The sequence below is a fragment of the Glutamicibacter sp. BSL13 genome (assembly GCF_052928425.1).
Genome location: NZ_JAVGCZ010000026.1, coordinates 1 through 14,100, shown reverse-complemented (window position 1 = coordinate 14,100; position 14,100 = coordinate 1). Strand labels below are relative to the sequence as shown.

Genomic DNA, 14,100 nt, shown 5'->3' with positions numbered 1-14,100 from the left:
TTGGCTTGCTACACGCGTCATTCACTAGGCTCAAAGACAGAAGACCGGGCCCCTTGGCCTTGGTAGAAAGAAGTGAGAGACCCGGATGAATAAACTTCAAAGGCTCAAGGTGGCTGGCACCGCAGCGGTGCTCACTTTCGCGCTATCTGCCTGCGCCAGCAGCGGTGGCGCGCCGAGCACGCCAAGCAATTCCTCGTCCGAAGAACAGCAAACACCGGAGAGCGCCGTGGATCATGAACAGCTGTTGAACCTCAACGACCGACTCTCATCTTCATTGGGTGCCGCGTACGTGCAAGGCTGGATCGAAAACGACGAGCTGCACGTCGCCACTAGTGATCAGTCCAAGGCGCAGGAGATTGAAGAGGCCGGGGCTGTCGCAGAAGTGGTCGACTTCAGCTCGCAGCAACTACGGGATGCGATCGGTGAGATCATGAGCTGGCAATCCAAGCAGGAGCCGGAAATCGCCAACGCCATCCATGGGTACTCGATCAGTGCCAAGGACGGTGGGCTGATTCTCCGTGTGGATTCCAAGCACCTGGACCAGGTGAGGCAAATGCTGGAGCAGGAGCAGCCAGCGGGGGACGTCCAGCTGACGTTTACCCCAAGCTCGGGGATCGCGAGTCCGGCAGCGGGGTAGTGGCGAAAATCTACACCGCTGACCGTGGAGCTATGCCCGCGGCGCTGCAACGCTTGCGTACCGGGCGGCCAACTGCTGCCGGTTGCGAGTTCCCGTACGTCGGTACAGCTTGGTGAGTCGTGCCTCGACGGCGCTGACCGAGATGAACAGTTCCTTGGCGATGGCCTTGTTGGTCAACCCGTCGTGGATCATCCGAACCACGGCAATCTCTTCACGGCTCAGGGTCAGGGGAGTGTTAGGGGAAGTGGCTGCCACTGGAGCTTCCAGGTCCTCCAGGTTCGCCATCCACCCCCGAGCACCAAGACTGCGGTACAGGGCCCGTGCTGCCTGTAGATGCTCCCTTGCCGCCTGGGTGCGGCCCATCGAGCGGAGCCGCTGACCAAAGCAATGGCGTAGGCGCGCCAACTCAAACGTGTTATCCGAACCCGTCCAGTCATCGAGCAATTGCTGGAAGCGAGTCAGGGAGGCCGTGCCCTGCATGGCCAGCGCCTGGGCGCAGCGCATTGCCAGCTTCGGACGCCGCCCAGGAACGGCGGCCATGATCTCTTGCCGTGAACGATACTCATCTACGGCTTCTTCGGTGCGCCCCAGCATCACCAGGGCCTCAATCAGTGCGCAGGTAGCCCTGACATAGCGCAGGTTCCCCGGGCCCTGATGCAGCCGCAGCGTTCGACGGTAGGCTTCCACCGCTGCCGGATAATCCCCGGTCATTAATCCCCGGTCACCGGCCATCATCGCGATCCGGGAGAGCAGCATCGGAGAACTCTCGCCCAGGATCCGTGGTTCCAGTGACTGGAAGTACCACTCGGCCATGTCCGGGCGGTTCTTGTTCATCCAATACCAGGCCTGGATTAGCTGGGGGATGGGGCTGAGCAAGGCCGGGCCATCGGCTGCGATCCAGCGTTCCACCAGTTGCATGGCCCGGGGATAGTTCTGATTCAGGATCGCGTTGGCCGCGTTCAGGAGCAACAGCAAGCGTTCCATCAGCGGGCTGGCATCTTCCGGGGCGGCAGCCAGCCGCGAAAAGACCTCCCGGGCTTCCAGGAAGCAGTCCGTGGTACTCAGCCCAACCCCGAGGGCCAGCATGAGAATCCCATCGCCCGGCTCCTTCGGGACCACCGGCAACTGGTGAAACCGGTCCATCAGCTGCTGCCGGTCGTGGTTTAGGGCAGCGCACAACAACTGCGCCGCTTCGTACTCAGGGCCCTTGGCGTCGGGGAAGCGTGAGACCAGCGCAGTGGCCTGGGCGGTGAGGCTTTCGGTTTGCTGATGATCCTCCCGCAGGGCGTATTCAGTGGCCAGTGCGCCAAGCAGGCGAACGCAGCCGTGTGGTTCAACGTTCTCAAGTTCGCTGATGAGCGCCGCGTGCTGGTTCCTGGCCGTGACGCGGCCCTTCAGGGTGGACAGCTGGACGTCCAAGGTTGCCAAGGCCAGTGACGCTGCCGGGTCCAGGGGCAAGCGGCGGCCGAAGCGCACGTACCTGCGGGCTGCTTCCAGCTGCAGGTGTTGGCAGAGCATTTCGGCCAGGTGATGCAGTGCCTGGGGCAGGTGCGTACCGGTGACCGGCAACAGCAGCCCCCGCTCGGCCACCTCGATGGCGGCGGCAACTTGTCCTTGTTCCACCAGTTGCCCGGCCGCTGCAACGAGCTCACTGGCGGTTACCCCGAGCTGATCCACATACGTGCGGTGGTAAAGCTTCAAGGTGGGGTCCTCACCGTGCTCCTGCAGTTGCCGGTGCAATGACTGGCGTTCGGTCAAGTTCAGTCCCCAGTACAGTGTTGACCGCAGGGCGGGGTCCGAGATCTGCACGTGACCGTCCGCGCCGACCAGGAATCCGCGCTGCTCGAGCTCATCAATGCAGCTGACGGCCCCGGGCTTCAGTGCCAGGACCGTGGCGCGTTCGGTGACCGGGGCGGCGGCAAGCAGCGTCAGCACCTGCTGGTGTTCTTCTTCCAGCCGCGCAACCACCTTGGAGAGTTTTCCGGTGCGCTCGGTGCCCACCGGCAGGGGAAGGGTCAGGGGCAACTCGCCGGCCTGAGCCTGCCGCTGCAACCTCTCCAGTTGTTCAATGATGGACCCGGGCATGCCGCGGCTTGTGGTGGTGGTGAAATGAAGCACGGCCGGGTCGGCATCCACCCCGGCGGTTTCGCGGGCCAGGGCCAGCGATTCGGCCTCGGTCAGCCCGCGCAATTTCAGGATCTCCCATCCGGCCAGGGGCTCGGGGACGGGTCCTGAGGCCACGGTGACAATAAACTTCGCCCGGTTGCGTTGCAGCCAGGTGCTCATGAATCCCAGCGCTTCTAGACTGGCTCCGTCCATCAGATCCACATCATCGAGCAGGATTACCGTGCCGGGGGTGACCAGGGCGGGAAGCTTGGCGTGCAGGTGCCGGGCGACCGCGTAGGAATCCACACCCTGCCCCGGCGATTGAGGCAGGAAATGGTCCAGGGCCAGGGGTTCGGCCAGGTCCAGCTCGGAGAGCAGCTTGATCAGTGAGGACAACGGCCAGTTTGTTTCCATGGGGCTGATCCGCAGCAGCACGTGCGGGTGAGCCCCCAACTCGTGCTGCAGCTGACGCAGCAGCCAACTCTTGCCGGCTCCGGAGGCGCCGGATACCACCAGTGCCACTTCACGGGAGCCGGTGGCCTTGGATAGGAGAGTGTTCAGCAGATTTCGGCGGCTACGCATGCTGCGCCTCCTGATCCCACCCCAAACGCGGCGACGAGTTCGTCCCGTGCACGCAGCTGGTCGTCGTTGCCTCTGGTTTCACCAGATTGCCCCCAAGATTTTCAAGGTCGTACTGTCTCTTGCTCGGTTGGCTCCCCAGCCACCACACGCGCCTTTAGTCAACAAGTATAGACGAATGCATCTTTCGGCCTGCGACGCAGCCCTTGTCGTGAAGCACCGATGGAAAGCAAGCGCATGCGCACTCGCTCCCTTTGGGGTGTTGGGGTTCTCCCCAATCCTTCATTGCAGGTACTAGCCAGGATTGGCAAGCAGGAGGACTCTGGAGAGGTCGGACTCACGCCCGGCCTTCTGTGCTGCATGTCAGTTCCTGGAACGCAGCGCTGGAGACGGGGTGTTAGGCAGAGATTTATGGGGGATCGCTGCCGCCGGATTCCGCGCCTCAGCGGAATCCGGTGCCGACGTTTTTAGGATTCTCTCCTTGGTGGCTCAATAGCGAGATTCTCGCGCCTTCATCGGAACCAGCGGTGGAATGATCTGGGGAGCCTCGTTGCCACGTGGCGCAGCGGTCGGCAGCACCTGCGATGCGATATTGTGAAATGCACGCAGATTACGCCGTAACTAAGGGGACACGTGAGCGCCGAACCCGGTGAAGCCAACTCGAATGATGCAGGATTTCTGTTGAAGCTCTGGCGCATGGTGCGCGAGATCGTTGTCATCCTGGTGATTGCCATCGGCCTGTCCCTGATCATCAAGACGTTCTTCTTCCGAGCCTACTTCATCCCTTCCGGGTCGATGGAGAACACGCTGCAGATTGACGACCGGATTTTTGCGAACCTGATGGTTCCCGGCCCCTTCGACCTGAACCGCGGGGACGTGGTGGTGTTTCGCGACGATGACGCCTGGCTGCCGCCGGTCCAGACCGAGCAGTCCGGTTTCGACAAGGCGCTGAGCTTCATCGGCCTGTTGCCGGACCAGGGCGAACAGTACCTGGTCAAGCGAATCATTGGCATGCCCGGCGACACCGTCGAGTGTTGCTCAGCCGACGGGCGGATCAAGGTTAACGGCGTGGAAATCGACGAACCTTATATATACCCGGGGGATAACCCCAGCGACATCCCGTTCTCGGTGACCGTGCCGGAGAACAAGCTCTGGGTGCTGGGTGATCACCGCGGTGCGAGCGCCGACTCGCGTTACCACATGGACACCGAGGGCGGATTCGTGGACATGGAAACCGTGCAGGGCAAGGCCCAGGTCATCTCCTGGCCCATGGATCGCTGGGGCGTAGTCGACTCGCACCGCGAGGTCTTTGACAACGTGCCGGATCCTGCCCGATAAGCCCGGCGCTCGGTCGTTTGCTGATCTACCTCCATAGCACGGCGATCCCGCGCCGTCGCGTTGCAAAGGCGTATTAATTTCAGGCTGTGCCCTGGCGCGACCGGCGCCGATCGCACCGTCGTCACCCGATGGGTCCGGTGGGGTGACGGCAGCGAACCGGAAAGTGCGCTATCGTGATCGACACAGACCGCTAACGGCTCAAAACCACGAAAGAGGAAGCTGGCGAATTCGTGCCACGGAAAACTAAAGGCAGTCCCACCACCCTGGAGCATGAACGGGCCCTGGCCGCAAGCGGTAGCTACCGGTACGTTGGCGCCGTGGACGAGGTCGGCCGCGGCTCCTTGGCAGGACCGGTCAGCGTCGGAATGGTGGTCATCGACATCGAAGCGGTCACCGAATACCCAGAACTGCGGGACTCGAAAATGCTCGAACCCCAGGTGCGCGAATCCATGGTCGAGGCCATCCGCTCCTGGGCCGTAGGGCACGGGGTGGGGCACGCCACCCCGGGCGAAATCGACCGGCTGGGCATCACCGCCGCGTTGCGGCTGGCCGGCACCCGCGCCGCCGCCCAATGCGCCATCCAGGCCCAGGCGGCCCTGGTGGACGGCAGCTACGACTGGCTTTCGGCCAAGGAAGCCGACCTGTTTGACCTGCTGGAGGCCGACACCGAGCCCTCCGGCCTGCAAATCCCGGTGCGCACCCTGATCAAGGGGGACATGACCTGCCAGGCGATCGCCGCGGCCTCCATCCTGGCCAAGGTGGAACGCGACGGCATCATGACCGCCGCCGCGCAAACCCACCCGCACTACGGGTGGGAGGTCAACAAGGGGTACGCCACCGCCAGCCACCGGGCGGCGATCACCGAGCACGGTCCGTGTGCCCTGCACCGGATGAGCTGGCGCTTGACTTCCGAAACGAAAAAGACCGAGAGTGAAGCGATGGGAAGTGGGAAAGACTGATGGCGAGCGAAGATCTGGAAAACTACGAATCAGACCTGGAACTGCGGCTCTACCGCGAATACAAGGACGTGGTCTCGCTCTTCAACTACGTCGTCGAAACCGAGCGCCGCTTCTACCTGGCGAACCAGGTTGAACTCAAAACCCTGAGCAACGCCGGGGAAGTCTACTTCGAACTGAGCCTGACCGACGCGTGGGTGTGGGACATCTACCGCCAGGGCCGGTTCGTGAAGTCGGTGAAGGTGCTGACCTTCAAGGACGTGAACATCGAGGAACTGAACCGCAACGAACTGCAGATCCCCAAGGACGAGATGGACCAGTAGGTTCAGCGCTTCCTCGTGGGGAAAATTGTCCCCGCGAGATCTTGGGCCCTTCGGCAGGCCGGGCAGCACACCGCTGCACCCCGGTTTACCGCAGGGCCGTTGGCGTCTTCCCCCTCTGTTGGGTGCCCGTCCACCCACTGGTTCCCGCGGCGTCACCCTGCGCATGCGATAGAATTCAACCTTATTAAACTTGTGCGGGCGGACTCGGGACTTCGGACCGGGGTGCCGACCGCCAGCGAACTGGGGACGGGAACCAATTGAAGAACAGCCCACTGCGCCGCGGCGCAGCATTGGCCATGGCCGGAGGCCTGCTGCTCTCCGGCTGCGCGGCAACCAATGCGGACACCCAGACACCCGAACCCTTCACCGCCTCCGCAAGCCAGAAGAATGAGGCCATTGAGCGGGTCCGCGAGGCGAACCCCGACCACCTGGGCGAGGGGCTGGTGTACAAGCAGCCGGGGACGAACGCGCAGGGCAAATACATCATCCTCGGCGCGGACCCGGACTCGTCGCTGGCCAGCTACGAGGCGCCGAAGTGGGCGGCCGTGGGCGAGGCCTGGAGTGAAAAGCAGATGGCGCAGCTGCAGGTGCAGGCCGTGGACTTTGTCTACTCCCAGATCCTCTCCGGCCCTGCCCTGGGCGGCAGCGCGGCGGACATTGACCGCCAGGTCGAGCAGATGAGCGCGCAGTTCAGCCAGCTCGCCCAGGGGGAGGGGGCGAAGCAGACGCTGGCCGCCGTGTTCGCGCAACCCATCAAGCAGAACCCGTTCCTGGTATGGAGCGATGCGAAGGCGAACAACTTTTCCGGCTACCAGCCCTACCAGGACGCCGGATCCAGCCGCATGCTGAACCCCACGGTGAAGATCAAGTCCGCCCACTCCTACGACAAGGGCGAGGTGCTGGAGGACGGGAACACCGCCGAGATCAACGGGGCCACCGTCAACGTGGTGGCCAGCTTCGAATGGAAGCTGACCAAGGACGGCAAGCGGTACGCCAAGCCCATGGAACTGGAGTACGGGGTGCATTTCAGCAAGACCGAGCAGGACACCGGCCTGCACGGGGCCACCCTGGTCAACGGTGCCACCGACGCGAAGCCGAAGCCAGCGAAGTTCTAGCCGGTTTCCGCTTCGGTTAAACGCCACGGTCGCTGCCATGAACCCCGTGCGGGGGCCTGGCAACGACCGTGGCGTGCTTTAAGCTGCGGCCGGCAACGGCCGCGCTGGATCTGCCGATCCGGGGGCTACTAGGAGGTCATGCCCTCAACGTAGTCCTTGTTGTCTTCCATCCACTGCTTGACCAGCGGCTGGTAGTCATCGGTGTCGTTCTCCACGAACAACAGGTTCTCCAGGTCGTAGAGCTTGTCCAGGTCCATCTTGAAGTCGCCCATCCACTTGGCGACCTCGGCATGGTCCTCGGAGAAGCCATCACGCGCGTAGGTGTGCAGCGACTCGGTGCCGCCCAGCGCACCCTTGGGGTCTTCCAGGTTTTTGATCGGGAAGGAGGCGTAGGCCCAGTGCGGCTCCCAGAGGGTGACGACCACGTCTTCCTTCGCATCGGTGGCGGTCTTCAGCTCGGCCAGCATCGCGGAGGTGGAGCTGGTGGTGAAGTCCATGCCCTCCAGGCCGTACTCCGGGATCACCGAGGATTCCATGGTCTTGGTCAGCCCGGCGCCGGATTCAATGCCCACGATCTTGTTGCCGAACTTGTCGGCGTTATCGGCCAGCTCCTCCAGGGAGTTGATCTCCGAGTCCTTGTTGACCGCCACGGTCAGCTTCGACTCCTCGTTCCAGGCGCCCAGGTCCTCGATCTGGTCACCGAACTTGTCGATGTAGTCCTTGTGGGTCACCGGCAGCCACACGTCGGTGGTCAGATCGTAGTCGCCCTGGGACAGGCCGGTGAACAGCGGCGCGACGTCCGAGTACTCCAGCTTCACGTCGTAGCCCTTCTCCTCCAGCACCGCCTTCCACAGCTCACTGGTGGCGATGCCCTCATCCCAGCCGTTGAACACGGCGATGGTCAGTTCCTTGTCATTGCCCTCGGCCTGGTTCTCGCCGTCGCTGCCGCAGGCGGTCAGTGACAGGGCGGCCGCGGCGGTGAGGGCGCCGAACTTCAGCAGACGATTCTTCATCATGAGTGTTATCCCTTTCCGTGGCGCAGCGGTCTTTCCGCAGCGCCACCGGCACCGTTGCCGGTGCCCGCGGCGGGATCGGTGTGTGGCCGGATCCCGCCGGTCAGTTCTTCAGTACAGGTCAAAGCTGCAGTGCCTGGTGCCCTTAGGCGGCCAGCTCCTGCTGCCTGGCGGTCTTGGCCGCCTTGCGCTTCTTCATCAGCAGGGCGAACAGGCCCGAGCGCTTGCCGAACGCGTTGGTCAGCCGGTCCAGGATCATCGCCAGGATCACCACGGCCAGCCCGGCCTCGACGCCCAGGGCGGTATCCAGGCGGGAGAGCGAGGCGATCACGTCACCACCCAGGCCGCCGGCGCCGACCATGCCGGCGATCACGACCATGGACAGGGCCAGCATGATGACCTGGTTGACCCCGGCCATGATGGTCGGCAGCGCCAAGGGCAACTCGATCTGGCGCATGATGCGCCCGGGGGAGGAGCCGAAGGCCTGCCCGGCCTCCACCACTTCCTTGTCCACCGAGCGGATGCCCAGTTCGGTGAAGCGCACGCCCGGGGCCAGGGCGAAGATGATGGTGGCCACGATGCCCGGGGCCACCCCGACGCGGAAGAGCATCAGCGCCGGGATCAGGTACACGAACGCCGGCATGGTCTGCAGGAAGTCCAGCACCGGGCGGATCACGTTGGAGAACGCGTGGGACTTGGCCGCCCAGATGCCCAGCGGCAGTGCGATCACCAGCGCCCAGAACGTGGCCACCAGCACCAGGGCCAGGGTGACCATGGCGTTGGACCACTGGTCCATGGCCACGATCAGCAGCAGCCCGATCACCGAGCCGAGCATGAACTGCCAGCCGCGGGCCAGCAGCGCGATCAGCGCCACGATGATGGTGATGACCCAGAACGGGGGAGTGGAGAGCACCACTTCCACCGCGTCATACATTTCCACGAAGATCGCGCGCAGTACCCGGAACAGTCCGTCCAGGTTCTTCACGATCCAGTCAACGCCGTCCTCGGCCACGTCTCCGATGGGGATACGGAATTCCACTAGTTCACCTCCGGGCTGCTCATCAGCGCTTGTTCAACCACATCGCTGGGCAGCGGCTTGTCCAGGATCGTCATCTCCTCGGTGGGCGGGTTGGTCTGGGCCAGGGCGGCCAGCAGGGTCACCCGCGGGATCACCCCGAGCAGCCGGTGCTCGGCGTCGGTGACCGCCACCGGCAGTCGGGATTCGACCGAGGGGACGAACAGGTCCACCAGCGGGGTGTCCCGGTCCACGGTCTCCAGCTTCTGGATCTTGGCCTCGATCGAGCTTTCCCCGGCGCGCACCAGCTTGAGCGCATCACGATCGGTGATCATCCCCAGCACCTTCCGGTCCCGGCCGGTGACGATCGCGGCGGAGAGGAACTGGTCGCGCATGGTGCGCAGCGCCGAACGCGGTCCGGCGTTGGCCTGGATCACCGCGCGGGTCGGCTCCATCACCGAGGAGGCGGTCAGCACCCGGGCGCGGTCCACGTCCTGCACGAACTGGGCCACGTAGTCGTTGGCCGGGTCGGTGAGGATCTCCTCCGGGGTGCCCACCTGCACGATCTGCCCGTCGCGCATCACCGCGATCCGGTCCCCGAGGAACATGGCCTCGTTCAGGTCGTGGGTGATGAACACGATGGTCTTGTTCAAGGTGGCCTGCAGCTCGACCAGCTGTTCCTGCATTTCGCGGCGGATCAACGGGTCCAGGGCCGAGAAGGCCTCGTCCATCAGCAGCAGGTCGGTGTCGGCCGCCAGTGCGCGGGCGATGCCCACACGCTGCTGCATGCCGCCGGAAAGCTCCGAGGGCATCTTCTCGCCCCAGCCATCCAGGCCCACCATCTTCAGCATCTTCGCGGCCGAGGCCAAGCGTTCGCTCTTGCCCACGCCCTGCTGTTCCAGCGGGTAGGCCACGTTCTCCAGCACGGTGCGGTGCGGCAGCAGCGCGAAGTGCTGGAAGACCATCGAGACCCGCTTGCGGCGCACCTCACGCAGGTGCTTGGCTGAAATCCCGGTGATCTTGTCCCCGCCCAGGCTAACGGTGCCGTCGGTGGCATCCCACAGGCCGTTCAGGGTGCGGATCAGAGTCGATTTGCCGGAGCCCGAAAGGCCCATGACAACAAAGATTTCGCCTTCCTTGACTTCGAAGGAGGCATCGATGACAGCTGCGGTCGTGTGGGAGGGCAATTGGTCCCTCGTCGAGCCAGCTTTAAGCTTTTTGACCGCTTCTTTCGGTTTACGGCCGAAGACCTTGTACAGGTTCTCGACCTTCACGGCGATATTGGTGGTCATGTTCTCCACTGCCCGCCTGGCGCCCATCAGGCGTCACGGGCTGGTAGCGGGCCGCAGGATTTTGGCGCCCGACAACGTGCCCGGCGGAACTGAAAAATGCGAGTGTTCATCCTGACTGACGCGGCCCAAATCAGTAACTTCTGGACCGCGTATGGCCCTTGGTTTCCTTGCTGGCGGTCGTGTCGGACGCGTCGCCGCCAATAACCGAGCGTAACAAGATCAAACGAAAAAGCACACTTTGACCGGCACCATTCCCCTCGAAATATGTCCAAGTGTAAGCACGCTTTTCCGCAGAATGACGCGGCAAAAGAGGTTGTTATGGAAATGTTATGGATCACTATCCACAAGCGGTTGCCTTCGCAATCGGGGGAGGGTACCCACGCACATACTGGTCACATGGTTTCCCACTTCACCGGCAGGGGGCAGACATGGACAACCACAACCAGCGGCTGGGGGTGCGCGGGGAGAGCATTGCAGCGGCCTTTTTGGCCAGCCGGGGCCACGAGGTCGTGGCGCGGAATTGGCGCTGTAAGCGGGGCGAATTGGACCTGGTGACCCGAAGCGGTGGACACATAATGGCCATCGAAGTCAAAACTCGAACCAACGAGAAATTCGGCAGCGCTTTTGACGCAATTTCCCGGCAAAAGTACGAGCGAATCCAGCGCCTATTGCTCGAATGGTCGAGGGAAAAGCGAATATGGTTGCCCGAACTAAGGGTGGATGTGATCTGCATTTACCCCGAATCCGGCGGCTGGCGGATCGAGCACCACCAGCGGGTGGCGTCATGACGCTGGCACGCACGCGCTGCGTGGCCCTGGCCGGGCTGGGCGGCGCAATGGTGGAGGTCGAGGCGGATCTGGGCAACGGCATCCCGGGCTTCGTGATCCTGGGGCTGCCCGATGCGGCGCTGCGCGAGGCCCGCGAACGGATCAAGGCCGCGGCCCGCAACACCGGCATCGCACTGGCCAACCGGAAACTGACCGTGAACCTGTCCCCGGCGACCATGCACAAGCAGGGCTCCGGCTTCGACCTGGCCATCGTGCTGGCCGCGCTGAGCGCCGACCGGCAGATCAGCGCCTGCCCGCACACCGTATACCTGGCCGAACTCGGACTGGATGGGACCCTGCGACCCGTCCCGGGCATCCTGCCCGCGGTGCGCCTGGCCATGGCCGCCGGTGCCACGCGCTTCTGGGTGGCACGACAGAACGCGGCCGAGGCGCGGCTGGTTCCCGGGGCCACCGTGGACTGCGCCGAACACCTGGGCCAGGTGCTTGAACGCTTCGGCGCCCCGGCCAAGCACCTTTCGGTCCGCGCCCGGCACCAGCCGAGCCAGGCGCTTACCGTACCGGCCGCACCCACCGTCCCGGACCTGGGCGAAGTCAATGGCCAGCAGGAGGCCCGCGTGGCCCTGGAGCTGGCGGCCGTGGGCGGGCACCACCTGCTGATGACAGGACCGGCCGGCGTGGGCAAGACCCTGCTGGCCCGGTGCCTGCCCGGCATCCTCCCGCCGCTGGATGATGCGGCGGCGCTGGAAGCCACCGCGATCCGCTCCATCACCGAGCAGGCCGGCAACGAGTTCACCTCCCTGCAGCACACGCCACCGTTTATTGCCCCGCACCACACCGCATCCACCGTCTCCCTACTCGGCGGTGGGACTAGGAACATCCACGTGGGAGCCGTGACCCGCGCCCACCGCGGTGTCTTGTTCCTGGATGAGGCTCCCGAATTTCCCTCCGGCGTGCTGGACGCGCTGCGCCAACCGCTGGAGGACGGATACGTGAACATCGCCCGGGCCATACTTCATGCCCAGCTGCCGGCCCGGTTCCAGCTGCTGCTGGCCGCCAACCCCTGCCCCTGCGGCCGCAATTACGGGACGGGACTGGCCTGCACCTGCACCTGCATGCAGCGCCGCCGCTACTTCAGTCGGCTCTCCGGTCCCATCCTGGACCGCATCGACCTGCAGCTGCAGCTGAACCCGGTCCCGGCCGCGACCCTGCTGGGCAAACAACGCAACGAATCCAGCGCCCAGGTCCGGCAACGCGTGCTCGCTGCCCGGGAACGCTGTGCCCAACGCCTGGCGCCGTGGAACATCCGCACGAATGCCGCCATCCCCTCCGAGATCCTGCGCCACCAGCTGCCCTACCACCGGCAGGTGCGCGAGCGTCTGGAGCAGCTGGCCACCCGCGCCCAACTCTCGGCACGGGGGATGGACCGCGTGCTGCGCGTGGCCTGGAGCATCAACGACCTCGAAGGCGGGGCGACTCCCACGGTCGATGACCTTGAACTTGCCGTACACCTGCGACAGAAAATAGAAAGTTGAGCCCAGCCATGTACGCCGAGCACGATGCGGCCGCCGAACGCCGCTACACCGACCTCAGCTTTCTCATCGAAGCCAACGACCACATTGCCGGGGCGCTGCTGAGCCTGCTCGACGCCGGTGAAGCTCTGGAACTGATCCGTCGGCAGGACTGGTACCCGAAAGATCTGGAATCCCGGGTCCACCAGGCCCTGGGCATCAGCACCCACAGCGACCACAGCTTCAGCTTCACCTCGGCGCTACGACGCTGGCGCAAGCGCCTGCCCTATCTGCCAGCGGCCGACTCCCAGCTGGAACTGATGCGCCGCAACAATGGGGGACTGATCCTTCCTGCCGATCCCGGCTGGCCGGCCCAACTCAACGACCTGGGTTTCGGGGCGCCGATCTGCCTGTGGTGGCGTGCGAAGAACCCGGAGTTGCTGATGACCCAAGACCTGGAAACCAGCGTTGCCATCGTGGGCTCCCGGGACAGCAGCGACTACGGGAACCAGGCCACCAGCCAGCTGGCCACCGGGCTGCGGCAGGCCGGAGCCACCATCATCAGCGGCGGCGCCTATGGGATTGACGTCTGCGCCCACCGCGCGGCGCTGCAGGTCGAGGAAGCGTCTGCGGAATCCCCATCCACGATCGCCATCCTGGCCGGGGGACTGGATCGCCTCTACCCCAGCGGCAATCACAATCTGCTGCGCACCATCATCGACCGAGGCCTGCTGCTTTCTGAGGTGCCGCCGGGTACGGCGCCCACCCGTTTCAGGTTCCTGAACCGCAACCGCCTGATCGCAGGATTCGCGCAATTGGTGGTGGTCATCGAAGCCCGCTTCCGCTCCGGGGCCCTGAACACCGCGCGCCAGGCGGTGGATCTTGGCCGGGAGGTTGCCGCACTGCCCGGCAGCGTGTTCTCACCCAACTCCGTTGGCACGCACCGGCTGATTCGCGCCGGTGAAGCCGGGCTGGTCACCAATGTGGAGGACGCCCTAGAACTGCTGCCCGCCTTATCCGTAACAGCCAGGACAGGGGCGGCAAATGAAGAACCGGCCCGAGCCACCGACGGGCTAAACGGGCCGCAGAACCTCATCCTGGACGTGTTGCCGCGCCGCGGGGCCAAGCTGGTTGATGAACTCTGTGCCCTCAGCGGGCTGCCGGCGATCGACACCATCCGGGCGCTGAGCATTCTGGAGGGTCGTGGGCAGGCCCGACAGGAAGGATTCGGATGGAAACGAATAGGCGCCTGATATGTTGCTGGCTTTGTCAAGATAGGCAGAACAAGGCGACCCCGCATCCAAATGGGCGCGTGGTCGCCTTGCCGTTCCCCGGGAGCCCCGACCTTCAGGCCGGTTCATGACTCGTGCTGTTATTCAGCGACGACGTGGTCGAATCTGATATCCGCGGGTTGGTTACCGCATGACGAC

Annotated in this window: 12 protein-coding genes; 8 read left to right on the top strand and 4 right to left on the bottom strand. The window is 64.3% G+C overall.

Annotation, left to right across the window (positions count from 1 at the left end; translation table 11 throughout):
* Positions 1-85 precede the first annotated feature (85 nt).
* Entirely contained in the window at positions 86-637 is a 552-nt protein-coding gene (locus tag RCJ92_RS06920; protein ID WP_446754147.1) for a hypothetical protein, read from the top strand.
* Between the two features lie 30 nt (positions 638-667).
* Here the strand turns inward: RCJ92_RS06920 and RCJ92_RS06915 are convergent, their stop codons facing one another.
* On the bottom strand, positions 668-3,325 hold the full coding sequence (locus RCJ92_RS06915) for an AAA family ATPase (RefSeq protein WP_446754146.1): 2,658 nt from the start codon (positions 3,323-3,325) through the stop codon (positions 668-670).
* A gap of 630 nt (positions 3,326-3,955) precedes the next feature.
* Between RCJ92_RS06915 and lepB the strand changes: the two genes are divergently transcribed.
* The 4 genes from lepB to RCJ92_RS06895 all read left to right on the top strand — a co-directional run bounded on the left by lepB (position 3,956) and on the right by RCJ92_RS06895 (position 7,054).
* Positions 3,956-4,660 (top strand): signal peptidase I, encoded by a 705-nt coding sequence (gene lepB, locus RCJ92_RS06910; protein ID WP_246049815.1) that lies wholly within the window; start codon positions 3,956-3,958, stop codon positions 4,658-4,660.
* A 230-nt stretch (positions 4,661-4,890) separates the two neighbouring features.
* Positions 4,891-5,619 carry a ribonuclease HII gene (locus RCJ92_RS06905; protein WP_446754145.1) on the top strand — a complete coding sequence of 243 codons (729 nt, stop codon included), beginning with the start codon at positions 4,891-4,893 and terminating at the stop codon, positions 5,617-5,619.
* A complete protein-coding gene (locus tag RCJ92_RS06900) occupies positions 5,619-5,939 on the top strand; it encodes a DUF2469 domain-containing protein (RefSeq protein WP_054821428.1) in 321 nt (106 codons plus the stop codon). Before RCJ92_RS06905 ends, RCJ92_RS06900 begins: the two co-directional genes overlap by 1 nt.
* Before the next feature lie 257 nt (positions 5,940-6,196).
* Positions 6,197-7,054 (top strand): hypothetical protein, encoded by an 858-nt coding sequence (locus RCJ92_RS06895; RefSeq protein ID WP_446754144.1) that lies wholly within the window; start codon positions 6,197-6,199, stop codon positions 7,052-7,054.
* A gap of 128 nt (positions 7,055-7,182) precedes the next feature.
* On the opposite strand, the gene RCJ92_RS06890 is transcribed toward RCJ92_RS06895, so the two are convergent.
* The 3 genes from RCJ92_RS06890 to RCJ92_RS06880 form a co-directional block, all read right to left on the bottom strand.
* Positions 7,183-8,070, bottom strand: coding sequence for a glycine betaine ABC transporter substrate-binding protein (locus RCJ92_RS06890; RefSeq protein WP_342773595.1), 888 nt, complete (start codon positions 8,068-8,070; stop codon positions 7,183-7,185).
* 142 nt (positions 8,071-8,212) lie between these two features.
* Positions 8,213-9,106, bottom strand: coding sequence for an ABC transporter permease (locus tag RCJ92_RS06885; protein ID WP_360027515.1), 894 nt, complete (start codon positions 9,104-9,106; stop codon positions 8,213-8,215).
* Positions 9,106-10,374 (bottom strand): quaternary amine ABC transporter ATP-binding protein, encoded by a 1,269-nt coding sequence (locus RCJ92_RS06880; RefSeq protein ID WP_054821561.1) that lies wholly within the window; start codon positions 10,372-10,374, stop codon positions 9,106-9,108. The genes RCJ92_RS06885 and RCJ92_RS06880 overlap by 1 nt, the downstream gene beginning before the upstream one ends.
* A gap of 428 nt (positions 10,375-10,802) precedes the next feature.
* Between RCJ92_RS06880 and RCJ92_RS06875 the strand changes: the two genes are divergently transcribed.
* From RCJ92_RS06875 to dprA, 3 genes are read left to right on the top strand one after another with little or no spacing between them, the layout of a single operon-like run.
* Positions 10,803-11,162, top strand: coding sequence for a YraN family protein (locus tag RCJ92_RS06875; protein WP_446754143.1), 360 nt, complete (start codon positions 10,803-10,805; stop codon positions 11,160-11,162).
* Positions 11,159-12,694: a YifB family Mg chelatase-like AAA ATPase gene (locus RCJ92_RS06870; protein WP_446754142.1), complete on the top strand. Its 1,536-nt coding sequence runs from the start codon at positions 11,159-11,161 to the stop codon at positions 12,692-12,694. The genes RCJ92_RS06875 and RCJ92_RS06870 overlap by 4 nt, the downstream gene beginning before the upstream one ends.
* Complete coding sequence (gene dprA / locus RCJ92_RS06865; RefSeq protein ID WP_446754141.1) at positions 12,691-13,923, top strand: DNA-processing protein DprA; 1,233 nt, start codon at positions 12,691-12,693, stop codon at positions 13,921-13,923. Before RCJ92_RS06870 ends, dprA begins: the two co-directional genes overlap by 4 nt.
* Positions 13,924-14,100 lie beyond the last annotated feature (177 nt).